Origin of the sequence: Mucilaginibacter sp. SG538B (assembly GCF_013376065.1) — a bacterium.
In the GTDB taxonomy this organism is placed as follows: domain Bacteria; phylum Bacteroidota; class Bacteroidia; order Sphingobacteriales; family Sphingobacteriaceae; genus Mucilaginibacter; species Mucilaginibacter rubeus.
Window position 1 is genome coordinate 677,851 of record NZ_JABMJI010000002.1, and the last position, 25,900, is coordinate 703,750.

Here is a 25,900-nt window from a genome sequence, read left to right on the forward strand (position 1 = left end):
AATTATGGCTATCAATCTTCAAAAAGGACAGCGGATCAGCCTTGAAAAAAGTAACGGCAGCAAATTACAAAATGTATGCGTTGGGATAAACTGGGGCGCGATAGAAAGAAAAGGCCTGTTTGGCTTTGGCACTACCAAAGAGGCCGTTGACCTTGATGCCAGCTGCATTTTATATGATGAAAGCAAACGTTTGGTTGATGTAATCTACTTCGGAAACCTGCGTTCAAAAGACCACGCTGTAAGGCACAGCGGTGATGACCTAACCGGCGATATGGCCGGCAACGACGGACTGGACAATGAAGTGATCACCGTTGATTTTGCTACGCTGAGCCCAACCATAAGCTATGTAGCCTTTGTGTTAAACAGCTTCCGTGGCCAGGACTTCGGCACTATACCGTTTGCCTCTATCCGTATTTATGAAGGTACGCCAACCCGTGTTAACGAAATCTTCGCTACTTATGATATTGCGCACAGCAAAGATTTTGCAGGCCATGTATCTATGGTGATGGGCGTGTTTTACAAAAAGAACGGCGAGTGGAAATTTAATGCCATCGGCGAACCAACCCGCGACCGTAAATTGGAAGAAACAGTGAAAACTGTAACCGCAACTTACTTGTAAAAGTTTAATTCATTGATCTTAAGTATTAAGCCGAATGGCGCTTAAGATCAGCCAATAAAGTACTACTAAATCATTAATAATAAGATTATGGAAAGTGCACCAAACAATGATGAACTAAATCTAAATATACCACCGCTGATCACTCCAACCAATCTGGATCTTCCGGCGGCAGCCGCACCAACCGGCAATGTGCCTATGAAGGTGGATAAGCAAGGTAATGTCAACCTTGACGCTATACCAAACCAGGACCTGCAAAAGTACGGTGAAATGGGGAAAGATATCAATCCAGCCGATGTTAACTCGATACTGAACTATGGTGTTGAGGTACAAAACTCCATGGAGAAATACAGCAATAACTTCCTTACTTCGGTACGTACCTATAACTCTGGCGAAGTAGGCGGGCTGATTAACGAGTTACTTACCGAGCTTAATTATATTGACGTTGACGAGCTGAACCAAAACGCGTTCACTTCATTTATATCACATATCCCGTTCATGAAAAAGCTGGTGGTTGATACCAAAAAGCTTTTCCAGAAATACGATACTGTGGTTAATAACATCGATAAGATCACCAATAAGATCAAGGCAGGCCGCGTTAATTCGTTAAAGGATAACAGCTCGCTGCAAACCATGTTTGACAGCAACGTTACTTATATCAAGCAAATGGAAGACCTGATCATTGCCGGGCAGCTCAAATACAATGAGCTTAACGAAAAACTGGCTGTGATGGACGGTAACCCGACAGGCTACCAGGACTATGAAATTGCCGATCTGCGCGATTTTGTGAACCGCCTTGATAAACGCCTTGCCGACCTGAAAGTGGTTCGCTTTATTATGCTGCAATCCCTGGCACAGATCCGTGTAGTGCAGAACAACAATACCACCATTGCCGAAAAAGCACAGTCTATTGTATCAACCACAATCCCGGTTTGGAAAAACCAGCTCACCATAGCTGTTGCCCTCAACCGTCAGAAAGAGAATGTGGAGATGCAGAAAAAGATCTCGGATACCACCAATACCATTTTACAAAAGAATGCCGAAATGCTGAAACAAAACAGTATTGATGTAGCCCGCGAAAATGAAAAAACGGTAGTATCGTTAGATACACTGAAAAAGACCACTTCATCTCTTATTGAAACCCTTACTGAGGTAAAACGGATCCACGATGAAGGCACGGCCAATCGCCGCACGTTAAATACCGAGCTTCAAAACCTGGAAACAGAACTGAAAAAAACGGTAACGAGTGTGAGTTAAGGCCCACCCAACTCCCTTCCGGGCATAACCGTCAATTTAAGCGAAAGCAATAAAAATGAGTTTGTTTTTTTGAGATTGAGGGCAGAACGTAGTTTGCCCGTAAAGGCAAACTTTATGTATTTTTGCTCTCATAGTTTTATTTCTATTTTTTTGAAAGGCAGACCGGTGAAGGGTTCTGCCTTTCTTTTTGCTTAAACCTAAAGACAAACATTTAATCTATTGATTATCAATAATTATTATAACTTTCTTTGTTTTGGGCCGTCCTTTTTTCTGCTCTTTAAGCAGTTTATAAAATGGAAGCTGTTCGAGCATATCCAGCCACTTTCTGCTCAATCCCCACAATTGCAGCCTTAGCTCAATTGCAGCAAACCTGCAACCTGCCTATATTTGTTCTTATCACCATGACCGAGCAATCACCCAATACCCATCGTAAAATTATCCATATTGATATGGATGCGTTTTACGCGTCGGTTGAGCAGCGGGATTTTCCGGAATACCGGGGTAAACCTTTGGTGGTGGGCGGTTTGCCCGAAGGCCGGGGAGGGGTGGTAGCCACCGCCAGTTACGAGGCCCGGAAGTTTGGCATCCGATCGGCAATGTCATCGAAAAAGGCATTACAGCTTTGCCCGCATGCTTTGTTTGTAAGGCCAAGGTTTAATGTATACCGGGAGGTATCACAGCATATCCGGGAAATATTTAGCCGTTATACCGACCTGATAGAACCGCTCTCTTTAGATGAAGCTTTCCTGGATGTAACCAACGATAAGCAGGACATCGGCTCGGCCATTGAAATAGCCAAACTTATCAAACAGGCTATTAAAGACGAACTGCAGCTCACCGCATCGGCAGGAGTGTCTATCAATAAATTTGTAGCCAAAATAGCATCTGACATCAATAAGCCCGATGGCCTGAAGTTTATCGGACCATCAAGCATCGAAAATTTTATGGAGCAGTTGCCCGTCGAAAAATTCTTTGGTGTAGGCAAGGTAACCGCTCAAAAAATGAAACAGATGGGCCTGCACACCGGAGCCGATCTGAAACGAATGGAAGAAAGTGACCTTGTAAAACACTTTGGCAAGGTTGGCAAATTTTACTACCAGATAGTGCGCGGCATTGATAACCGCGAAGTGCAACCCCACCGCGAAACCAAATCACTGGGCGCCGAAGATACTTTCGCTTATGACCTGACAACTCTTGAGGAAATGGAGGCTGAACTGGATAAAATAGCGATCACGGTACATAACCGGCTGCTTAAATATGAATTGAAAGGCCGCACCATTACCCTCAAGGTAAAATACCACGATTTTAAACAGATCACCCGCAATCAATCCTTCCCCACACCGGTAAACGATCTGGAAACAATCAGCCATACGGCCAAACAATTGATGGCTGCCACAGGTGTTGATGATGTAAAAGTGCGGCTGTTGGGCATTTCGCTTTCAAACTTTGGCGAATTGCCGGTTAAGCGGCGGGATGATAAGGAGCTTGGGCCGGGAGATCAGTTGGAATTGGAGTTGTAAAAACTTGGTTATGCAGGGGCATGTTAACGATTGCCGAGACAGGTTTATCATTACCTGTTTTTTGTCATGAGTAGCGTTTAAATCCGGTGGGCTCTCAAAGCGAAATGACAAAAGAGGGCCTGTCACCCTGAGCCTGTCGAAGGGTCGCGCGCAGAGGCCCAGCCCACCATGCTTCGAGAGCCTCAGCATGACACCCGTTTTTAATCATGTCACCCCTACTGCCCGAAGTCTTTGACTTTGGACCATTATATTTGTAGTTTGTAACTACAGGAAATGTTTTGGGTTCTGTCGTTTCAGACTACAGGCATACTTAATTCGAAGTCAGAGACTTCGAACAGCACTTCTCTTTTTAGGTCAAAATGATATTTTTAAATGATCGTCAATTCACCATCCTCCCCGCAATATCCACCGACCGCGCAAAAGGATTAAAAAACCTGTTGGCCAGTATAGCAAATTCACGACGGGTTACCGGCCGTTTCATATCAAAAGCAGAACTGAATTTATATTGATCTTTCCAGGCCTTTTGCATGGCAATTTCTAAAGTATGCGGATCGGTTAGCGTGGTTTCGCTGATAAACGATAATAGGTTTCCTACCGTGAACACCGGGCCGGGCTTCTCTTTATTAAACCATAAAAAGCCCCGGGTATAAATCTCTTCCAGTGTTGGTTTGATTTCGGCTGTGGCAACTAAGGAATCAGGCTGAAATAACAAACGCGCGGTATTGCCATCTGCCTTTTGTACGCCTTTTAATAGTCCGGAAGCACCTATTTGTTGTATCGCCCTGAAATACGGATCGGTTGGTTTAACATCCGCAAAAGGCATGATCCAGGCTTTAAAATCAAGTAGTTCACCCTGGATTATCCGCACATTTAAATTTTGTGTGGTGGTTTTAAAAAAAGCGCAATAGGCTGCGGTTGCACCGGCACCCTGCCCAATAGCCATTTGTACTGAGGGATACATGGTGCTGGCATTTACCAGGTGCGTTACCGACATGGCTTTTTCCGTTACCAGTAAATTATCCAGGTCTTTAAGCACAATAGCCCCCAGCGGTACGCCATAGGCAGGAAAAGGCGGGTAATTAACTTTCGATGCATTGGCATCGGTATAATGCTGGCCCGGGGAAGCATCGCCAACGGCAATGGCTGTACGGTAAAGCTTTGATTCGCGGTCGTAAGGTTTGTACACATCATCCAGCATCATCCTCACCAATCCTTTTGTCGCGCGACCAGCTTCGCGCAAATATGGGAGATATGGCAAATGATCGGGTGTAGTAAAGCCTTCGTCCAACCCGAGGTTTTTATAGTCCAGTTCGGTTTGCAGATAGTAGATCAAACCTAAAGTATGCAAGCGTGCTTTGGCATAAAAAGCTTCCCGGTTTTCCGGCTTTAAATTATCAGGGGTAACAGGGAATTGGTTTCCGCATTCGGCCCATTTGATCATGTATTTATCGTTGGGCAGCTTGCCATCATTGAGCATTTGCTTAAGATCCTTTCCTTTTAGACAGGCATAAGCAGAGGCATCATAGCCTTCGGGCCTGGGAATGGTCTTATCTGCCGCGGCACCAAAATCTTTCAAAATAGCAATCCAGCTAAGGTCCTGCAACTGTGCCGATTCATTATCAGGCGCAAGGGCTTCGTTAGTTTGCTTTTTACTCTCAAAACCATAAACGTAGGTTTCGCCTGCTTTGGCAGCCACATCGCCGGTTTCGGTAGCATCAATAACTACTTTAGCTTTTACTGTAGCGGTTTTCCCGTCGAGGGTGATAGTTACATCCCAACCGGTGCCATCTTTTTTAATACCTGTAAATGGGGTGTTTAATTTTACAGTGAGGTTTTTTACCGTATCGGTTATTTTTTTGAGGATAGCGGCCCCGGTATATGGTTCAAATCTTAGCGTAGCATTGTAAGCAGTATCATAACCCGGGGTTTTGCTATAAAAATCCCGCACCCTGCGCCTGAACTCGCCCCAGATGCCTGTTGGTAAATTGCGGTTACCTTCAACTGTGCTCATCCCGCCAGCTGTCATGCTGCCGCCAAGCCAGGGGCCCTGTTCAACCAGCATGGTTTTCAGTTTGCTTCGTGCACCTTGTATGGCGGCGGCTGTTCCGCTTGCGCTTCCGCCTACAACTAATATATCGGTTTTAATGGTTTGCGCAAAGGATAGCGTACAGTTAAAAACTAAAAGTACCGCCAGTAACTTTTTTATCATTAGTTAAATTAACAATCTACAGAACGCTAAAATAGGTCAAAAGCTTGTGGTAGTATAAAATAATACCTAATTTAAATTTTTTTAACATTTATGATGACAGACGAACAAATGAAATACCCTATTGGGAAGTTTGCGCCCCCGGCTTCATACACTACCGAAGATATGCGCGGCTGGATTGAAGATATTGCTACCCTGCCGGGGAAGCTGCGTCATGCAATTGCCGGCCTTAATTACCAGGAACTGGATACGCCATACCGCACCGGCGGCTGGACACTGCGCCAGGTGATTCACCATTTGGCCGATAGCCACATGAATTCCATTACCCGCTTTAAGCTTGCCCTTACTGAAAATAACCCAACTATAAAGCCATATGAAGAGGCCGACTGGGCGCTACTACCAGATTATCGCCTGCCGGTTGAGCCATCATTAAAAATGCTGGAAGGCATCCATCAGCATTTTGTAGCCCTGTTTGAAAGTTTCACCGAAAACGAATGGGCACGCACATTTGTTCACCCGGCCTCGGGCGAAACGATATCGCTGAAAAAAGGACTGGCCCTGTACGCATGGCACAGCAACCATCATTTGGCACATGTAACCGAAACGGTGAAGAAGTTTGCGAAGGTTTGATTTGAGGTGAAAGGATAAAGGTAAAAGGCGAAAGGTGTGTTTTACCGGAATAAAGTTTATGTTCCCTCAGGGTCTCTCTGCGAGAGGCTCTGAAGGGACGTTATGACGTAAATGTAAGTTATTGATTATCGGGTGCGTTTTTTAATTGATTTATAAATATGGGCGTTGCCTGCGGCCCGGGCTGTACGCTCATACTGCACAAGGCCTTAGCCACAGGCCGGTATCCGCTCCCATCCCTAACGCAGCCCCATGCACCATCTTTAAATAAATTTCAAACGTCATTCCGATTTTTTACGGGGTTACGAACGAGCTAACTGAATATCTTTTAATCAATCGATTCAAAGGTTAACAGCGAATGCTGACCTGCGGTATGAAGGTCCCGCCATACCTGGTTAATTTCCGTATCCGGGTTGGCGGCAGATAAACCACAGTAGGTATAAAGTTTATCCACACTTTCGCGCGAAACTTTGGCCAGCTTCCGGCTCATTAAACTTACTTCCTGTAAGCAGTTATTATCGGCCGAGTCAAAGTTGTTCCATGAGTAATCAACAGCCTGGTAAAATTCGGCGCGGACTTCATCGAGTAAAATGATCTGATCGGCCAGAAGTTGTTGAATGTATCCTTTTTGCGGCTCGGTTAAACGCGGGTTTTTCATCCGTTCATCAAAGGCCGGTCCGCACAGGTCAAGAAAATGAACAGCTAATCCCGAAAGGTTAGCAGCCAGCGTTGCTTCGGCTAATTGCAGAAAGGGATAGCGATATAAAGGTTCGTTTACAACCGTATACTGCGGGTCGATCTTAAAACAACGATTTTTATCAACGTACAGGTCTTTTACTTCATAGGCATCACTTCCGGTAGCCATCATGCCAACATATTTCCAGGCCGGGAAAACATGTACATCTTTTTTATCAAAAATAAAAGGTAATATCAGTGGCTCACCATCATCATTCAAAACAGTTTCATCGCCTTTTTTAATGATGCAATTTGCAGTGATATGTGTGGCATGATGTGCACCGCTGGCGTATTTCCACGTTCCGTTGATCATATAGCCATCACCACTGATGGTAGCTGTACCTGTTGATGCACCGCTACCTGCCAGGCATAATTGCGGATTGGCCATGATCTCTGCGGCTAAAGCCGGATCCAGAAATCCACCAAACCAGCCCGCGCCGCTGCATAAAGTTACCACCCAACCCAGGCTGCCATTGGCCCAGGCCAAACTTTCTTCCAGTCGTACCATTTGCGGCAACGCCAATTGCAGACCGGAATAAGCCTGCGGCACCAAAAATTTAAACCAGCCCTGCTCATAAATAAGCGCCAACTGGCTGGGCTGCAGCCTGCCGGCCTGCTCAGCTGCAGGAGCTCCTTTCCGTATCATATCTACCCATTCGGGTTTTAAATTTTGTGATGGATGCATTTTTATTTTAGCTTAAAGCTGAAAGCAAAAGGCTTAAAGCGTAACAGACAATACTCAATTTACCATCAGGATAACAAAAGATACTGACAGTATATTGTCAGTGTTCAATTTTTAAAAAACGGGTGTTCAACGTTTCGGCTCCTTAAAAACACAAAGCGCTGATTACCAGAACCAAGGCGTTCAATTTGATTAAAATTGAATTTCAACCAATTCGTAAAGCATTGACTATCAACCATGTTTATTTTTCAAAAAACGCCGGGTGTTTACACTTTTTAAAATTGAACACCTGGTACAACCTGGCCATTGAACATTCTTCCTAACCTCTAATCTCCAACCACCAACCGCTCTGCCTCGACTTGTTTCTTCCATTCAAAATAGCCCCATATCGCTATAATAAACAGGAAGATGGTGAGCATGGCAAACATAGGCAGCTTTTTGTAAAACAGAAGCGGCACCGCGAAGAAGTTGGAAATGTTCAAAAAAATCCAATTCTCCATTTTACGGCGTGCCAGTAACCACATACCTGCCCAGGCGGTAGAGGATACCAAAGCATCCCAGCCGGGCACATTTGACGGTGTAAAATACTTAGCAGGTAGGTTTTTGATCATGTAATAAAATACCACCCAACCCACAATGCTGATCGCCAAACTTATTATCCATTCATTTTTGGTGGAGTAGGTAATTTTTACCGGAGGCTCGTTACGCTTCTTTATCCAGTAGATCCAGCCATAAACGCTCATTACAATGTAGTAGCCGTTCAGTACCGATTCGGCATATAAATGAACTTCCATCAGCAGAAATATCGAGATGGCCGTACCCAATATTCCTGCCGGGTACAACAATATGTTATTTACGCGGGCCAGCAGCACCTCGGTAACACCCAGCGCAACAGCAAGCCATTGCAGCCAGGTGGTTTCCTTTATTTGTTCAATGAATAGGTCGAGCCAATGATTCATATCCTAATCCTCAATTCGTGAAATTCGATCCAATTCGTAAAATTTGTGTCGATATAAAATTAGTGCTCATTTAAAATCCTAAACTCAACGATGCCATAAAGTTTCGCGGTGCCTGCGGGAAGTAATAGTTGTAGTTAATTACATGTCCGCCCTCAATATCCGGGTAGGTAGCCCCATTGTTTTCATACTTCTCGCTGAAGATATTGTTAACCTGCAAGCCTATAGTTATGTTTTTAACTGAGTGCACACTGAAGCTGTACCTCAACCTCACATCGTTCACAAAAAAGCTGTTCAGCAAACGGTTGGCGGCATAAGGATTAGCAGCATTATCAGGCGCAATGCCAAAACCTTCGGGATTACGGTTCATGGTATTATCTAAATATTGCTTACCTACATATTTGCTGATGAAAGCAATTTCCCCGCCTTTAACAGGGCTGTAACTGATTACGCTTGAACCGGTGAATGACGGCGAATAGGCAATATCTGTTTTGGCAAAAGTTTCCTCAACCAGCGAGCCATCGTCATAATTAGAGAAAAACTGGTGATAATTTTTAATCTTGTTAGTGCTGAGGGTTGCGGTAGCGCTCCAGTTTAACTGATCAGTGATTTTGACTTTTCCACTAAACTCCAAACCCGCTCGGTAACTGTCCTTTACGTTGGTACGCACCGGGCTGCCTACATCATTCAATGAGCCGGTTAATACCAGTTGATTTTTATATAGCATGTAGAAACCATTCAACTCCCCGCTAAAAACAGGTGAGCTGAAGCGGTAGCCGGCCTCAAAATCTTTCAGGTTTTCTGGTTTCGGCCGGTTTTGCGGAGGCGAGTCGACATAATCATCGCGATTGGGCTCATGGTTGCCCACCGCAAAGGAGGCATACACATTACTGTGCTCATTAAACTGGTAAGTAACACCTGCTTTAGGGTTAAAGAAGTTTAACTGCGCTGTTTGCTGGGCATTATTCAGGTTTTTGTCGATACCGTAAAATGAATAATTAATGTGACGGTATTGCATATCTGCATACAACAAAAATTTGTCTACATGCCATTCGGCGCGGCCAAAAATATTAAAGTCCTTCTTTTTGGCATCATCCCGATAGTATTGATAGTTAGGACCAACGCCTATGCTTTCTTCGGCAGAAATAATATTACCATAATGCGCACCTTTATATTCGTTATAGGCGCCGCCAAGGTTGAAGTTCAGTTTGGTAGTAGGCTGATATTTTAAGGCATAAGTAACACCATAAAAATCATTATTAAGCCACAGCCTGCGAACAAGATTAGTGGTTGAAATGGTATCGGTACCATAAATAACAGGTGATAAACCATAATTACTCACAGCATCTCCTTTCCTGTACTCTTCGTAATAACCTTCGCCATGAGTGTAATGCAGGGCCCCGCTGAACGACAGTTTATCCGAAAACTTTTTATCGTATAGCAACTGGTAATGGTTTTGCAGGTAATCGTCAACCTGGTCTTTATAAAAGGCTCCGTTACCCATATCTCCCAGTTCGTTATAAGTACGGTTATCCGGGCGGGTATCATCGCCTATTACATAATCGGCTACGCCGTTCCAGGCCTGGTAGGTACGTTCATGGCCCGAGAACACGTTTAATCTTAAAGTACTGTTATCACCATAATAAGCTCCGCTTACAAAAAAGGATTTTAACCGGGACGATGCACGGGCGATATACCCGTCGGAACGGATGCGCGATAAGCGACCATCTATGCTAAACTTGCCGCCAAGCAAACCGGTGCCTACGCTTACTGTATTTTTTAATGAACCGTATGAACCTGCCGAGTTATCGAGCTGAGCATAGGCGGTATCCCTGCGGGTAGCCGTTTGTACGTTGATACTACCACCAAAGGCACCTGCTCCATTGGTTGAGGTACCCACACCACGCTGGATCTGCAGGGTGTTGACAGATGATGCGAAGTCGGGCAGATCGACAAAGTATGCGCCCTGGCTTTCCGCGTCATTTAAAGGAATGCCGTTAACCGTTACGTTAATGCGTGATGCGTCTGATCCGCGGATGCGGATCCCTGTGTAACCTATACCTGTACCTGCATCCGAGTTGATCACTACCGATGGCGTTTGGTTAAGCAGGTAAGGCAAGTCCTGGCCAAAGTTGTTTTTTTCGAGATCTTTTTTGCTGAGGTTAGTGAATGCTGTAGGTGAGTTTTTACCTGCACGGGTAGCGGTTACAGTAACCTCATCGGCAGTAAATGTACTGCCGCCCAATAAAAAGTTAATTGATTGATTAGCAGCAAGCGTAACACTTTTGGTTAAAGGTTGATAGCCGATATAGCTTGCTTTAACGGCATAATTGCCTTTTTTCAGATCGTTAAAACTATACTTACCTGCAGCGTCGGTAACGGTGCTTTGCTGAGGGTTTGAAATAGTAATAGTTGCGCCGGGCAATGCTTCGCCGGATTGATTGGTCACTTTCCCCGAAATGGAAATCTGGGCCGATGCCATAACAGGCAACAACAGGGCCATAACAGCCACAAATAAATTTTTCAAAATGTTGTAAAACAAAAATTGAGTTAAACCATCTGCGCGCCAGGGTAACGCGGCAGTACACTTAACTTATTTACCTTTATCCCTCCGCCGGCATTATCCGGATCAGGTGTGGGAGGAAGTCGTGAGCCGGAAGTCGTTAGTCCAAAGTCGCTTTGACTTAAGGCTTAAAACTTAGTACTTATTGACTTACTCCCTGGGTATGATCTCAGCCCGTCTTTCAGTTTGGTAAAACAATCTGCAGTTTGTTTTGCAACCAAAGCAAGGCACCCCTTGAGAATTATTGAGGCAAAGATAGGATTTAAGTCCGAAAGTCAATGGTCAGGAAGTCCGAAAGCTGAATATCTGCACTCAAAAGCCAGTAAGCCTATAGATTATGCAGAAAGAATACTGTTACTTTCGGACTTTCCGACTTTCGGACTTCCAGACTTCCAACTAAAACCCTACTTTTGCAGACTTTTATAAAACATTGTTATGCTTAGAACTCATACCTGCGGCGAATTAAATATCAGCCATTTAGGCCAAACCGTTACTTTATGCGGTTGGGTACAAAAATCGCGCGATTTGGGCGGTACCACTTTTATCGATGTGCGCGACCGTTATGGTTTAACCCAATTGATATTTAACACAGATACAGATGCTACCCTGCGCGAAAAAAGCCGCGGGCTTGGTCGTGAGTTTGTGATCAAAGTTACCGGTGATGTAATTGAACGGGCCAGCAAGAATACCAAAATCCCAACCGGCGAAATTGAAATTGCCGTTACTGATATTGAAGTGCTTAATGCCGCCAAGCTGCCGCCGTTCCTGATTGAGGACGAAACCGATGGCGGCGAGGAACTGCGTGCCAAATATCGCTACCTCGACCTGCGCCGTAACCCTATCCGCAACAACCTGGTGCTTCGCCACAAAATGGCGCAGGAAGTGCGTAAATATTTAGATAAGCTTGATTTTATCGAGGTAGAAACCCCGGTACTGATCAAATCGACTCCAGAAGGCGCGCGTGACTTTGTGGTGCCAAGCCGCATGAACGCAGGTGAATTTTACGCCCTCCCGCAATCGCCCCAAACTTTTAAGCAATTATTGATGGTAAGCGGCTTTGACCGTTATTTCCAGATCGTAAAATGTTTCAGGGATGAGGACTTACGTGCCGACCGCCAGCCAGAGTTTACCCAGATCGACTGCGAGCTTTCGTTTGTGAGCCAGGAAGATATCCTGAATATTTTTGAAGGCCTTACACGTCACCTGTTCAAAACTGTAAAGGGTATTGATTTGGTTGAACTGCCGCGCATGTTGTATTCAGATGCTATGCGTTTATACGGATCTGACAAACCCGACCTACGTTTTGGGATGGAGTTTGTTGATCTGAATGATATTGTTAAAGGCAAAGGATTTAGCATTTTTGACAATGCAGAACTGGTTGTTGGCATCAACGCCAAAGGCTGCGCAGGTTATACCCGTAAACAGGTTGATGAGCTTACCGAGTGGTTAAAACGCCCGCAAATTGGTGTAACCGGCATGATCTATTGCCGTTACAATGAGGATGGCACCCTGAAGTCATCGGTTGATAAATTTTATAGTGAAGATGAGCTGACCAACTGGGCTGCTGCTTTCAATGCCGAAAAAGGCGATTTGATGCTGATCCTGGCCGGTGGCGCTGATAAGGTGCGTAAACAACTGAACGAACTGCGTTTAGAAATGGGTAACCGTTTAGGCCTTCGCGATAAAAATACTTTTGCGCCGCTATGGGTTGTTGACTTCCCGTTGCTGGAGTGGGACGAAGAAAGTGGCCGTTATCATGCTATGCACCATCCGTTCACCTCGCCAAAACCCGAAGACATTGCCATGCTGGATACCGAACCGGGAGCTGTACGTGCCAATGCTTATGATTTGGTGATCAACGGTACCGAAATTGGTGGTGGCTCTATCCGGATCCACGACCGCGGCTTGCAATCATTGATGTTCAAGCACCTTGGTTTCTCGCCGGAGGAAGCACAAAAACAGTTTGGCTTTTTGATGGATGCTTTTGAATATGGAGCACCTCCGCATGGTGGTATTGCTTTTGGTTTCGATCGTTTGGCATCGATATTTGCAGGTTTGGATTCAATTCGCGATGTGATCGCATTTCCTAAAAATAATTCGGGCCGCGATGTGATGATCGATTCACCATCAACCATTGCCGAAGCACAAATGACCGAACTAAAAATAAAAACAACGGTTTAACCAACCCAAAACATACACTGAGCCTCCTTTATTGCAAAGGGGGCTTTTATTTGGCCAACCCTCATGAAAAAATACGTTCTATTGCTAAGCGCGGTTATTATTACACTGATGATGTCATGTGATAACTCAGCGAAATTAAACCGTGCTAAACAAGCCCAAACAGATGATTCGCTGATACGCGTTTACCTGAAGGCCAACCCGCAGATCAAAGTGCAGAAACACCCCTCCGGTATTTATTACCAGGTTTTATCCGAAGGCAAGGGGAGAAATCCTAACGAAAATTCGTTGGTCACTGTAAATTATACCGCAGCGCTGTTAAATGATATGGTGGTTGATAAAGCAAGCGGTTTTTCAAGCTCGTTAGACCGTTTGATTAAAGGCTGGCAAATAGGCATCCCGTTGGTAAAAGCGGGCGGCACCGTATTGCTCATTGTACCCTCGGGCCTCGCCTATGGTGCCAATGGCGTAGGCCGCATCCCCGAAAATTCGGTATTGGTGTTCACCGTCGATTTAACAGAATTTAACTAATCTTCCCAAAATAAGTTCAATTATTGTAGCGTTCTGTAGCTTTTGCGCGTCAAATTAATCCAAACAGAACTATTAACTAATGAAGAAATTTCTATTATTCGTATTCGCCTCATTGGTGATCCTCACCTCGTGCTCAAAAGACAAATTCGATGCCTCAAAACAGGCAGCCACGGATGATGCCGCTATTAAAGCTTATATCGGTACTGACACTGCTTTTCATACTACTGCTGATGGCTCTGGTGTTTATTACAAGATAGTAACCCAGGGAACAGGTGCAAATCCAACCATTAAATCGACTGTTAAAGTAACTTATACCGGCAAACTATTGGATGGAACTACATTTGACTCGGGCACCATTAACCAAAGCCTGCAGGGCCTTATCAAGGGTTGGCAATCGGGCCTGCCGTATGTAAAAACCGGCGGTCGGATTATTTTGTTGATTCCCTCAAGAGAAGGCTACGGCAATAGTGCGGCCGGAAGCATCCCTGCAAATTCGGTTTTGGTATTTACAATTGATCTGCTTAGTTTTAGTTGATTTAATTGATGGTATAGAAAAACTTAACTGTTATGGTTTTTACTGCCGGCATGATGTGCTAAACACGGCAACCGGTACTCATACCGGATCAAGCGCTAATAACGAAGACTATCCCACAAAGATGGTCTTCATTTTTTTATCTCCACGGTAAAAATACCTTTTACCTTTCGCCTTTAACCTTTCACCTCCAAAAACTATCTTTGTGCTGTGAGTGAGAAAACCATCCTAAAACTGCAGTTGCCTACCGATCCGCTTTGGGTTAAAAACGTGGTAGAGAGCAATATTGAAGAAATTTTGACCGACCATGCTTTTTGTGAACAAAAGGCAGCCAGCAATGCCATTACGCTTATTGTTCAAAATCCCAACCTGAGCGAATTGGTACAGGAAATGGCCCTGCTGGTGCAGGAAGAAATGGATCATTTTAAACGCGTACATGATATTATATTGAAACGCGGTTATATTCTCGGCCGCGAGCGGAAGGACAACTATGTGAACGAGCTCAGAAAATTTATCATCACAGGCGGTGGCCGCGAAGCTCAGCTGATTGACAGGCTGCTATTTTCGGCTATGATAGAAGCCAGGAGCTGTGAACGCTTCAAAGTGCTGTCCGAAAATATTAATGATGAACAACTGGCAACTTTTTACCACGAACTAATGGTAAGCGAAGCAACCCACTACTCTATGTTTATTCGGCTGGCCAAAAAATACGCTGAAGAAATTGATGTTGAAGCCCGCTGGAAACAATTTCTGGAGTATGAAGCCCAGGTAATTCAGAACTACGGTAAAGGTGAAACTATTCATGGGTAAGTTTTGAGTCTGAATCGAAGCTTTGACGTGTTGACCTGTACGCTTCACTTACTACTTAAACTACAGACTTTTAACTTAAGACTGTTCATGGCCTTTCCGCTGTTTTTTTAAATACCCGGGGCCAGTGCAAATATGGCGTAAGCAAGCGCGAACCTGCTGCTATTGATATTAGAATTAATATTAATGAGCGCAATATTTCATTTTACTGCAAAAACCGGGTTTTTGGTTTACGGAAAAGTGATTACCAGCATACCGGCATCGGCATAAACAACACCAAACAGCGCCTGGACATTGATATCCTGGCAGGCATTTGTTCAATATAAGCAGCCTGAATAATGAGTATATTGTTCAACTTACTTTACAAACTTAAATTATGGTGCTTAAATGTATAGCCATTGATGATGAACCGCTGGCCTTAAGGCTTATAAGCGAATATGTATCACGCTTCCCGGCATTGCAAATGGTTAATACTTTTGAAGATGCTATAACCGGCGCCGAATTTTTAAAAAACACCCCAATAGATCTTCTTTTTGTTGATATCAACATGCCCGATGTTACCGGTATTGACCTTGTGCGCTCTTTGCAGACTAAACCCATGGTAATATTTACTACCGCCTATAAAAAGTTTGCGTATGAGGGTTTTGAACTGGAAGCGATTGATTATATTTTAAAACCGATAGATATTAAACGCTTCACCAAAGCTGTTGAAAAGGCGTTTGATTACTACAAGTACAAAAACAAGCCCACCGACGACGAAACTGACGAAAGCCTGTATGTATACTCCGAATACCGCATGGTTAAAATAGATCTGGATACTATTGAATATATTGAAAGTATGGAGGATTATATCAAGATCCATATCACTAATGATAAAACCATCCTTACGCTGATACCCATGAAAAAGGTATTGGAGAAATTGCCCTCCGCCAAATTTCAGCGCATTCACCGCAGCTATATCGTACCTGTCAACAAGATCCGGTCTATTCAAAATCGTAAGGTGCGGCTTACAAATGTTGAGCTGCCGGTAAGCGAAAGCTATAATGATTTTGCACGCAACTGGTCGAAACAGAAGTAAAATGAACGCAATTCTCTTGATTGGCTTATCAATAAAATTAATCAACTGGCTTTTATATAATGACTTTAACAGAGAATAAAACCAGGCAACATATCCAGCAGGTTGATTATATCAGGGCAATAGCTTCATTGGCGGTAGCTTTGTTTCATCTTGGCGGCAAATCATTACCCGGCCTGCACTACGGCTGGCTGGGCGTTCAAATGTTTTTCCTGTTGTCAGGCTTTATAATTTGCTGGGCTATTCCTGAAAATTATAGCTGGGCCTTATTCCCCAAGTACATTTTAAAAAGAATAACACGCATTGAGCCGCCTTACATAGCCTCCATATTATTAACCATTTTGGCCGGGTATTTATTAAACACAAATTATCGGCCCGATATCAGTAACATATTAACCCACTTAGCTTATATCAACAATTTTACTGGTCGCCCATACCTAAACCCCGTTTACTGGACGCTGGGGATTGAGTTTCAATATTACCTGTTCATCGGCGTTTTCTTTCCAATTATTATAAAAAAATGGGGCGCCATCTCCCTGCCCCTGATTTGCTTATTGCCTTTATTTATACCCGTACCCGGATCAACACTGTTAAACGTTTTTCCTTTTTTTGCTCTTGGGATATTATATTACCTGTACCTGACAGGTAAAAGAGGGTTAACTGAAGTTTTGATATATGGCGTAGCTGTAACTGCCATTGGTTTATATGGTGCAGGGTGGCTTCCTATGGCTGCCGGCCTTACGGCACTTGCCCTTTTAATATTGCCGTTAAAACGCCACCCGGTTATTGCGTTTTTTTCCAAAATCTCTTTTTCGTTATACCTTACCCATGATGTTGTTGGGAGCAGTCTTGTAGCTTTTATGGGTATGCACCTGCCAAAAACATTTGGATTCAGGGCGTTTGAATTTTTAACAGGCATCGCTGTAAGTATCAGTTTTGCTTACCTGTTTTATCGCCTGGTAGAACTGCCCTGTTTACGGTTATCCAAACGGATCAGGTATTGATTATCCGGTTATTTACAAGCGTTTTAAACTCTTTTGCAAATCCTTTTTACATTCACCAATACAAAAGCGCTATTCATCGATACATTATTGATGAAAACCAGCTTTGTCCCAATATTTATATCATAAACCAATTATAACCCCATAAATGGTTTATTAATACCCCTTTTCATAATAGTTGCGATAGTAGCGTCTGTGTGTTAGTAGTTACATGCAGGCGCTTTTTTAAAAACAGTATTCCGTTGGAAGCAAAAAAGTTACTCCCCCTAATCAGCTTTTTTCTCATTATATTAGTTCGTAAAACAAACGCGCAAAGCCTTGGCGATCCTGTGGTGAGCATTACCTTTGGCTCAGGCAGTTCAACACATTCCGGTGCCTTGCCTGCCGATTCGGGCTCAACCAGTTATACATATAGCAGTGCCAATTTCCCAAGCGACGGCTCGTATACAATTGAAAATACTACCGCGGGTGCAGGCAACGTCTGGTGGTCGGCCACAGACCATACAGGCAATACAGGCGGCTATATGATGGTGGTAAATGCCAGCGTATCCAAAACCGATTATTTTTATAAGCGCGCCATTACCGGTTTATGTTCCAATACCACCTACCAGTTTTCGGCCTGGGTAGTGAATTTGTTAAGGAGCAATGATATCAGCCCGCCTAACATCACTTTCGCCATCGAAAAAACTGACGGAACAATTATTCAAAGCTTTAATACCGGCACCATTGCCCGCACAAGCAACAATTATGAATGGGTGCAGGAGTCGTTCAATTTTACGCTACCGGCTGGTGTCGGCGATGTGGTGATCAAAATGATCAATAACAGCGCCGGCGGTGCCCCTGCCAATGACCTTGCCATTGATGATATTGTTTTCAGACCTTATGGCCCTGTGATAGAGGCCAGCTTCAGCACTTCAAACTCAGCCAATACAGCATCGGCCTGTTCAGATGTTCCGCAAACCTATACACTCAATACGACCATCCCCAATGGCTATATCGTTTTATGGCAATACAAAAACGGCGGTGGGGCCTGGACGGATCTTACCGGAGCAAATAACACCAGTTCAAATTACCAGATAACATCGCCATCAGTGGCTGGTACTTATTACTACCGGGCAGTAACGGCGCAGGCGGGTAATATTAATTCGGCCCTTTGCCGGTCTGCATCAAATGTGCTTACACTTACGGTTGGCGCACCGCCTCAATCAACAGCAACGGCCAATACACCGGTTTGCGCAGGCACAACGTTAACGCTAAGTGCATCAACCGGGGTGAGCTATCAATGGACAGGGCCAAATGGTTTTACATCGGCCATTCAAAGCCCAACTATCAGCAATGTGACCGCTGCTGCTGCAGGAACATATCATGTTACGGTTAAATCATCCTCTAACTGCGAGGTTGTGGTGCCAGTGACAGTGGTAGTAAACGCCCAGCCCGTTGCGGCTGTTGATGCGGTTGAGCCAATTTGCGAGGGGAGTTCGGTTACATTAAATGCCAGCGGAGGCTCAACCTATTCATGGTTGCCGGCAACGGGCCTTTCAGATGCCAGTATCGCTAACCCGGTAGCCAGCCCAACAGATAATACACTTTATACTGTAACAGTAAGTAACGGCACTTGTACCTCGACAGCCACAGTACAAGTAGATATTATAAAAAAGCCTGTGGCCAATGCCGGGCCCAACAGGTACATTACCCAGGGCCAGTCAACAACACTTAACGGCAGCACCAAAGGAACCAACGTAAGCTATTACTGGACACCGACCGATAACCTGAGCAGCAGCCTTGAGCTTACGCCTACAGCTTCACCAATGGAAGATATCACCTACACCCTGCACGTGGCATCAAACTCGGGCTGCGGTGACGAAGCAACCGACCAGGTATTTGTGCGTGTTTATAAAAAAGTAGTTATCCCCAATACTTTTACACCCAATGGTGACGGGGTTAATGATACCTGGGCGATAGAGGCGTTGAATACTTACCAAACCTCGACAACGCAGGTATTTAACCGCTATGGCGGACTGGTGTTTAAAAGCACAGGCTATCCTGAAGCCTGGGATGGCAGATCTAACGGCCAGGATATTCCGTCAGGAACATATTATTATGTGATAGATTTAAAGAATGGCAATGTAATGAGCGGCTGGGTGATGGTGGTTCGTTAGTTCATGGTTGATGGTTCATGGCGAAAATACGCAGGCAGGAACAATTCGCAGGCAACCATGATCTATGAACCATGAACTATGATCGGCTTCACCCCCACTACATTCAGCAAATAATTATCCATCATATCAACATCCACCACATCATTTAAAAAACCGATATGCATATCCGGGCGGATGATGAGGGCTTTCTTTTGGTTTTCTTTGATGGCGAAAGCATCGAAAATGTGTTGATTTCTTGCTGATGGCGGCAGGTAAAAAAAGTTGAGACTGGCCCCATAGTTTTGGGTGATCCATTTGGCGATGGTAAACAGGTCGAGCTCTTTGAGCTTGCCTAAACAGATGAGCGTAAAACCCGGTTTATTGCACCATTCATGCAGGTCAGTTTCCACCTCCCGTTTTTCGTCGAACACTTTGAGGTAAGGCAGCCTGTCGCCTGCTTTGATTTGGCCGGCATGGCTTAAGTTAAGGTTTATGGTGCTGTCGCGATAGGAGATACCGGTTTGCGATACCCGTTTAAAAAAGGCTTCGCGAAGGCTGGGTTTCCTCCATACCCATTTTAAAACAACAGGCAGCAAATATTTCTTTAGTAAGTTAATGAACCAGTTACGCGACAGGATCATTTTAAAGATCCGGTCGGTAGTATTGAGCAATTCTTTTGCTACAGGCATCCTTTCCCGCGCATAGGTATCTAACACCGATACCTTAAGCTGGTTATTAATTACACCTGCCAGTTTCCAGGCCAGGTTATAGGCATCCTGCAAACCGGTATTCATCCCCTGTCCGCCAACCGGCGAGTGGATATGCGCGGCATCGCCAATTAAAAAGCAGCGCTGCTCCCTGAATTTATCGGCCATTCGGTGATGCAGGCGGTAGGTAGTGAACCAGTTGGTATGTTCAACAATGATTTGTTGTTGGGTTACATCCCGCAAATGTGGTAACACCTCTTCAATTTGAAGCTCGTCTTTTTTATCAAACTTATCGGGCAGGTTGCCTACCACACGATAACTCCGTTCATCGGGCATGGGGAAAAAGCCCGCGAAACCTTTTTTTGAGAGGAACAGGTTAACCTTATCGCCAAAGTTGGCATCTATTTTAATATCTGCTAAATAAAACTGGTGTTGGTAGGTATCGCCATTAAAAGGAATGCTCAGTTGCTTGCGCACAGTGCTGTGAGCGCCATCAGCCGCAACCAGCCAGTCGCAGGTAATGGTTTGTTTATCCTCGCCGCTTTGCAGCTTCAATGTTACCTTACCGGTATCCTGGCTTAGTGACAGCAGCGATGTGTTCCAGTATACCGGGCAGCAGTTGAGGGTAATAAAATCCAATAATAACCGCTCATTTTTGCTCTGCGGGTACATCTGGATAAATGGAAAAACCGTTTGCGTTTCGCCAACATTGGCAAGCGAAAGACTGGCAACCTCTTCACCGTCCTGGTTAAACTGTACACCTCCTCCCCGTTTACCATCATTGAGCACTTTATCGACAATGCCCATCTGCCGGTAAATCTCCATAGATCGTGCCTGAACGGCAAGCGCCTTTGAACGTGTGGTTGGCCCCTGCCTGCTATCAACAATTACCGGCTGCACACCATAGCGTAAAAGCTGGGCGGCCATCATCAAACCTGACGGACCGGCGCCCACTATTACAACTGGGGTATGCTGCTGGCTTATGGTCATTTATTGCCGTGATAGAGTAAAAAGATGGTTGGGCGCTTGTGCAGATCAGGCACTTTCTTTTGCCATTCGGCAATGGTTTTAGTTTGCACAAACTCGGTTGGGGAGGTTAGGTCGCAGGCTATACAAAGCTTGGTTTTGGGATTGCCTGTTTTCAGGATCTCCTCCAGCATGGGGTTATTGCGGAAAGGTGTTTCGATAAATAGCTGGGTTTGATCAAGCTTTATGGCTGTGCTTTCCAGCTCTTTGATCTTTTTAGCACGAAGCACTTTATCAATAGGCAGATAGCCGTGAAATGCAAAACTTTGTCCGCTGAAGCCTGAAGCCATCAGCGCCAGCAAAATAGAACTTGGGCCAACCAGGGGTACAACCTTAATGCCCATGCGGTGGGCTTTATCCACAATCTCGGCACCGGGATCGGCAACACCGGGACAGCCGGCTTCGCTCATCAGCCCAACATCATTACCTGCTTGCAGGCCTTTAAAAAAATCGGCCTTACCCATGTCGCGATTATGCTTGCCATAATCATGGATCAAAAGCTCGCTTTGCGGGGTTTTCAAGCCAGCCTCTTTTAAAAAGCGACGGGCGGTTTTTTCATTCTCCACGATGTACTCTTTGATACTGTTTATGGTATCAGTAAGGTAGGGCGTAAATGATTTTGCGGCCGCGTCATCGGCCAGCGGTACGGGAATTAAATAAAGGGTTCCATAGGGCATATTGCAAAGTTGGTGTTTTTTGTTTAATTTAAGCTATCAAAAGGAGGCTGAAAAATGAGGCAATTAGGCGCAAACTGGTTTATTGAAGGTCATATTGATTTTGAATACAAAAAATATATCCTGTTAAGCTACCTGCAGGAAATTAACAGTCACTTTGATAACAGCCGGTTATATCCCAACCTGGCCGACCTGATATTTCATTATAACAACCTCATCGATTTTAAAAAAAATAAATCGCTGCTACAGCAGGCCTTTCCGCAACGCTTAACACAGGCTGATATCGACGCAGTAAAGCTTACCTATCAAAAGATCATTATGGATGATCAAAGCATGCGGGAGATAGAGCAGATCATTACCTATGCCTTAGGCAAAATGGACCCGGCTATAAAAACCGGCAGGGACATTTATGATTTTGTAGAAAGCCATGTGAATATCGATCCCGTAGGCATTATCCCTTTAATGCCCTATCACGGTTATTTTTCGTTACAGAATGGCAAAGAACGCACCAACCGGATCTACGAGTACCAGATCACTATTTTTGAAGGTAAGGATGATAAATACCGGGGCATTAACGTAGCTTTTGTTGATGCCTACGAACAAAGTATCACCAATACCCCCGAAAGTATTAAACTGCATCTCATAAACCGGAACAAGTTTATGCCCAACCCCGCGGTTTACTATGTACACAGCGATATCACTTTTCCGCTTGAACAAACACTGCTGCCGGTGGCCAAAAGAAGCCTGGTGAAGTATATTTCGAATGCTGCGTAAGTGCTTATCAAATTATTTTTATTCAGGAAGCAAGGGTGGCACTGTTGCCCATTACGTTTACCTATCGGGCAAACCTTGAATCGTGCATGAAACAACGCTCCTCCCGGTTAGGCTTTTGCAACGTTAAGAGCTTATGGCAAGCCCGGGCATTTAAGATGAGAGTTTGATGAACTCTCCGGAAGGAGAATCATACCATGGGCCGAAATTCAACCTTGAAGGCTGCCAATGGGCGGTTAAAAGTGGCCGGTTCAATTTGCACATGCTCGCACAGGTCAGGCTCTCACTTTTTTAGCTCCTATTTACCTACCCTTACCTATCTGCAATATACTATCTATCAGTAAGATCCAAATCCTCTTTATAATTATTACTGCTAATTGCTTTTCATATGATTATAAATCGCGAAATTATTTGTCTTACCTGGATAAATACTATCTGACATGAAAAAAAACGCAATAATATTGATTACGGGTTTATGGTTAAGCTGCTTTATCAGTGTGGTTCGGGGACAGGGAATAAAAGATTCTGTACTTAGCCTTCGGTCGCCGGATAAAAATATAACATTCAGGTTCCGTCAAAAAGTTGAGGCCGGGAAGCGTGCCATGTACTATAGCGTGGATTATAAAAACAAACCGGTAATTCTGGAGTCGGTCCTCGATCTGCAACTGGATAATAACCTTTCAGAAAAAGCAATGGCGCTGAAGGTAGATCAGCATAAAAACTGGTGCGAAAACCTGTTGACCACTGGCGTTGATTCCTCCCGGCATGATACCACATGGGCACCAGTTACCGGAGAGCGGGCTATGATCAGGGATCATTACAACGCAATGAATATTACGCTGGTAAAGGATGACAATCCCATTTATGTAATGCAGGTTCAGGTAAGGGTTTATAACGAAGGGGTAGCGCTCCGGTATTATTTCCCCGAAAACCCTAAAGGAACCTACTACAACATCACTGCGGAAAACACCGAGTTTCACCTGCCTGAAGGCACCCAGGCCTGGTTTGCCAATTGGGCACAAGCGCCATATTACAAACTGCCGCTAAAAAACTGGCCCGGCGAAAGCGAACGGCCGTTAACCATCGAATTGCCTAACGGCCTTTTTGCAGCGCTGGGGGAAGCACAACTAACTGATTATGCACGCACCAAATTTAAGCTGAGTGCCGATAAGCCATCCACCCTGGTAACCTCTATGTTTGGCGGGGCGCAGCTCATCTCGCCTGTAGGCACGCCATGGCGGGCAATCATGATAGCTGAAAAACCGGGTGACCTGATTGAACATAATTACATGATGTTGAATCTTAATGAGCCATCGGCAATAGCTAACACCAATTGGATTAAACCCGGTAAGATCATGCGGGTAATGGCCATGACAACAAATGAGGCAAAAACAACTATTGATTTCGCGGTAAAGCATAACCTGCAATATATTCTGTTTGATTGGAAATGGTACGGACCGGCGTTTAGCTTTAGCTCGGATGCTACCAAGGTTGCTATACCTGATTTTGACCTGCCCGGTATAATCAAATATGGCAATGATAAAGGCGTTGGCGTTTGGTTGTATGTTAATCAGCAAGGTTTATTGGCCCAAAGTGATAGTTTATTTGCTGTTTATCATAAATGGGGAGTTAAAGGCGTAAAGTTTGGTTTTGTGCAGCAGGGCTCTCACCGCTGGACAACCTGGGTGGAAAAAGCAATTCAACAGGCGGCCGCTGCCCAAATCATGGTAAACATTCATGACGACTGGCGGCCAACCGGCGAGCAACGTACCTGGCCAAACCTGATGTCGGCCGAAGGGATCCGTGGTAACGAGGAAATGCCCGATGCCACGCACAATACTGTACTGCCTTTTACGCGGTATATTGCCGGAGCAGCCGATTATACCTTCTGTTATTTTAATAAACGTATTAAAACTACCCATGCCCATCAATTGGCGCTGGCCGCGATTTATTACAGCCCGCTGCAAACCCTGTATTGGTATGACAAGCCGTCGGCGGAGCATAATGAGCCCGAACTGGAATTTTGGGACAAGATCCCAACCACATGGGACGAAACAAAAATAGTGCAGGGAATACCCGGCGAATACATTTCTACAGCCCGCAGGAGCAGAAAAGATTGGTTTGTAGGTACTATCACCAACAATGATGCTCGTGAAATTAAACTTGATCTGAATTTTTTAGAACCCGGTAAAAAGTATAAAGCGACTATTTACAGCGATGACCCGTCGGTGAATACTGAGACGCATGTTAGGGTCAGCAGTAAAAGTGTTAATAGTAAAACAGTATTAAAATTCACACTGCTGCCATCAGGCGGAGAGGCGGTGTACCTCACTCCGGAAAAATAATCCATATATATATCATACATGAGTCAACAGCGTAAAAATAATTATGTAATCAGTGCAGATATCGGCGGTACGCATATTACAGCAGCGGTCATTGATCTGGAAAAAAAAATGATCATTGGAGATACCCGTACCCGGTTAACTGTGGACTCCCATGGAACGGCAACTGAAATACTTAAAACCTGGGCGGAAGCATTAACACAGGCTTATGAAAAATTCGGATCTCCGGCTCAGCAGGTTGCCCTGGCCATGCCTGGCCCATTTGATTATGAAAATGGGATTTCACTGATCAAAGACCTGCATAAGTATGAGGCCATTTATGGTTTAAATATTAAGTTATACTTGTCGGAACAGCTCGGGATAGATGCTGCAGATATCCTGTTCCGAAATGATGCCGAAGCATTTTTACAAGGGGAAGTTGTAGCGGGAGCAGGCACCGGCTCCCGTAAGGTTCTTGGGCTTACGCTGGGCACAGGGTTTGGTTCAGCTTTGAGCATTGATGGCATTGTGAAAGATTTAAACCTGGGCGGCGGACCTTATAAAGATAGCATTGCAGATGATTATTTCTCTACAAGATGGTTCTTACGGCGATATCATGAAACAACCGGACTGTCCGCTACCGGAGTGAGCTCGTTGATATCAATGTCCAAACACAGCGCTGTGGTCAGGAACATCTTTGATGAGTTTGCGGTCAACCTGTCGTTATTCCTCCGGGATATTATCCAAACCGAAGGTCCTGATGTGATTGTTATTGGTGGCAATATCGCAAAAGCGTCGGGCATGTTTCTGGATGAACTTACCGCCAGGTTAACAGCATATGCTGAAAGTTTAAAAATAAAATTAGCTTTATTGGGAGAAGACGCGGCGCTGATGGGTGCTGCTGCGGCTTTTGATAGCAGGCGAGGACTTAATATCTTATTTAACGCCAATCATCCAGGTAATTAATTTTAACAACA

At 44.6% G+C, this 25,900-nt stretch carries 20 protein-coding genes; 14 read left to right on the forward strand and 6 right to left on the reverse strand.

What is annotated here, in order from left to right:
* The first annotated feature begins 4 nt into the window (after positions 1–4).
* From FHW88_RS12360 to dinB, 3 genes are all read left to right on the forward strand, one after another.
* Positions 5–619, forward strand: a complete 615-nt coding sequence (locus FHW88_RS12360; RefSeq protein ID WP_090531247.1) for a TerD family protein — start codon at positions 5–7, stop codon at positions 617–619.
* 87 nt (positions 620–706) lie between these two features.
* A complete protein-coding gene (locus tag FHW88_RS12365) occupies positions 707–1,873 on the forward strand; it encodes a toxic anion resistance protein (RefSeq protein WP_090531250.1) in 1,167 nt (388 codons plus the stop codon).
* Positions 1,874–2,274: 401 nt separating this feature from the next.
* Complete coding sequence (gene dinB / locus FHW88_RS12370) at positions 2,275–3,393, forward strand: DNA polymerase IV (RefSeq protein ID WP_176626794.1); 1,119 nt, start codon at positions 2,275–2,277, stop codon at positions 3,391–3,393.
* Positions 3,394–3,772: 379 nt separating this feature from the next.
* Here dinB and FHW88_RS12375 read toward each other — a convergent pair whose 3' ends face one another.
* Positions 3,773–5,602: an FAD-dependent oxidoreductase gene (locus FHW88_RS12375; RefSeq protein WP_176625731.1), complete on the reverse strand. Its 1,830-nt coding sequence runs from the start codon at positions 5,600–5,602 to the stop codon at positions 3,773–3,775.
* A gap of 90 nt (positions 5,603–5,692) precedes the next feature.
* On the opposite strand from FHW88_RS12375, the gene FHW88_RS12380 reads away from it, so the two are divergent.
* Complete coding sequence (locus tag FHW88_RS12380; protein ID WP_090532080.1) at positions 5,693–6,229, forward strand: YfiT family bacillithiol transferase; 537 nt, start codon at positions 5,693–5,695, stop codon at positions 6,227–6,229.
* Positions 6,230–6,554: 325 nt separating this feature from the next.
* Here FHW88_RS12380 and FHW88_RS12385 read toward each other — a convergent pair whose 3' ends face one another.
* The 3 genes from FHW88_RS12385 to FHW88_RS12395 all read right to left on the reverse strand — a co-directional run bounded on the left by FHW88_RS12385 (position 6,555) and on the right by FHW88_RS12395 (position 11,126).
* Positions 6,555–7,607: an acyl-CoA dehydrogenase gene (locus tag FHW88_RS12385; protein ID WP_255485323.1), complete on the reverse strand. Its 1,053-nt coding sequence runs from the start codon at positions 7,605–7,607 to the stop codon at positions 6,555–6,557.
* A 362-nt stretch (positions 7,608–7,969) separates the two neighbouring features.
* Positions 7,970–8,602 (reverse strand): nicotinamide riboside transporter PnuC, encoded by a 633-nt coding sequence (gene pnuC / locus FHW88_RS12390; RefSeq protein ID WP_176625735.1) that lies wholly within the window; start codon positions 8,600–8,602, stop codon positions 7,970–7,972.
* A 70-nt stretch (positions 8,603–8,672) separates the two neighbouring features.
* A complete protein-coding gene (locus FHW88_RS12395; protein ID WP_317171365.1) occupies positions 8,673–11,126 on the reverse strand; it encodes a TonB-dependent receptor in 2,454 nt (817 codons plus the stop codon).
* A gap of 471 nt (positions 11,127–11,597) precedes the next feature.
* Between FHW88_RS12395 and aspS the strand changes: the two genes are divergently transcribed.
* From aspS to FHW88_RS12430, 7 genes are all read left to right on the forward strand, one after another.
* A complete protein-coding gene (gene aspS, locus FHW88_RS12400) occupies positions 11,598–13,343 on the forward strand; it encodes an aspartate--tRNA ligase (protein WP_176625737.1) in 1,746 nt (581 codons plus the stop codon).
* A gap of 63 nt (positions 13,344–13,406) precedes the next feature.
* On the forward strand, positions 13,407–13,871 hold the full coding sequence (locus FHW88_RS12405; RefSeq protein WP_090532088.1) for an FKBP-type peptidyl-prolyl cis-trans isomerase: 465 nt from the start codon (positions 13,407–13,409) through the stop codon (positions 13,869–13,871).
* 79 nt (positions 13,872–13,950) lie between these two features.
* Positions 13,951–14,406 (forward strand): FKBP-type peptidyl-prolyl cis-trans isomerase, encoded by a 456-nt coding sequence (locus FHW88_RS12410; RefSeq protein ID WP_176625739.1) that lies wholly within the window; start codon positions 13,951–13,953, stop codon positions 14,404–14,406.
* Positions 14,407–14,613: 207 nt separating this feature from the next.
* Complete coding sequence (locus tag FHW88_RS12415) at positions 14,614–15,213, forward strand: tRNA-(ms[2]io[6]A)-hydroxylase (protein WP_317171366.1); 600 nt, start codon at positions 14,614–14,616, stop codon at positions 15,211–15,213.
* A gap of 373 nt (positions 15,214–15,586) precedes the next feature.
* Positions 15,587–16,288 carry a LytR/AlgR family response regulator transcription factor gene (locus tag FHW88_RS12420; protein WP_090532092.1) on the forward strand — a complete coding sequence of 234 codons (702 nt, stop codon included), beginning with the start codon at positions 15,587–15,589 and terminating at the stop codon, positions 16,286–16,288.
* A 59-nt stretch (positions 16,289–16,347) separates the two neighbouring features.
* Positions 16,348–17,289 carry an acyltransferase family protein gene (locus tag FHW88_RS12425; RefSeq protein WP_176625741.1) on the forward strand — a complete coding sequence of 314 codons (942 nt, stop codon included), beginning with the start codon at positions 16,348–16,350 and terminating at the stop codon, positions 17,287–17,289.
* Between the two features lie 239 nt (positions 17,290–17,528).
* On the forward strand, positions 17,529–19,445 hold the full coding sequence (locus tag FHW88_RS12430) for a gliding motility-associated C-terminal domain-containing protein (RefSeq protein WP_176625743.1): 1,917 nt from the start codon (positions 17,529–17,531) through the stop codon (positions 19,443–19,445).
* 62 nt (positions 19,446–19,507) lie between these two features.
* Here FHW88_RS12430 and FHW88_RS12435 read toward each other — a convergent pair whose 3' ends face one another.
* Together FHW88_RS12435 and FHW88_RS12440 are read right to left on the reverse strand one after the other, a co-directional pair.
* On the reverse strand, positions 19,508–21,121 hold the full coding sequence (locus FHW88_RS12435) for an FAD-dependent monooxygenase (RefSeq protein WP_176625746.1): 1,614 nt from the start codon (positions 21,119–21,121) through the stop codon (positions 19,508–19,510).
* Positions 21,118–21,834 (reverse strand): SAM-dependent methyltransferase, encoded by a 717-nt coding sequence (locus tag FHW88_RS12440; RefSeq protein WP_176625748.1) that lies wholly within the window; start codon positions 21,832–21,834, stop codon positions 21,118–21,120. Before FHW88_RS12440 ends, FHW88_RS12435 begins: the two co-directional genes overlap by 4 nt.
* A gap of 54 nt (positions 21,835–21,888) precedes the next feature.
* Here FHW88_RS12440 and FHW88_RS12445 point away from each other — a divergent pair, with 54 nt between their 5' ends.
* The 3 genes from FHW88_RS12445 to FHW88_RS12455 all read left to right on the forward strand — a co-directional run bounded on the left by FHW88_RS12445 (position 21,889) and on the right by FHW88_RS12455 (position 25,889).
* A complete protein-coding gene (locus FHW88_RS12445) occupies positions 21,889–22,605 on the forward strand; it encodes a hypothetical protein (RefSeq protein ID WP_176625750.1) in 717 nt (238 codons plus the stop codon).
* A gap of 437 nt (positions 22,606–23,042) precedes the next feature.
* Positions 23,043–24,947 (forward strand): glycoside hydrolase family 97 protein, encoded by a 1,905-nt coding sequence (locus FHW88_RS12450; protein WP_176625752.1) that lies wholly within the window; start codon positions 23,043–23,045, stop codon positions 24,945–24,947.
* A gap of 18 nt (positions 24,948–24,965) precedes the next feature.
* Positions 24,966–25,889: an ROK family protein gene (locus FHW88_RS12455; protein WP_176625754.1), complete on the forward strand. Its 924-nt coding sequence runs from the start codon at positions 24,966–24,968 to the stop codon at positions 25,887–25,889.
* Positions 25,890–25,900 lie beyond the last annotated feature (11 nt).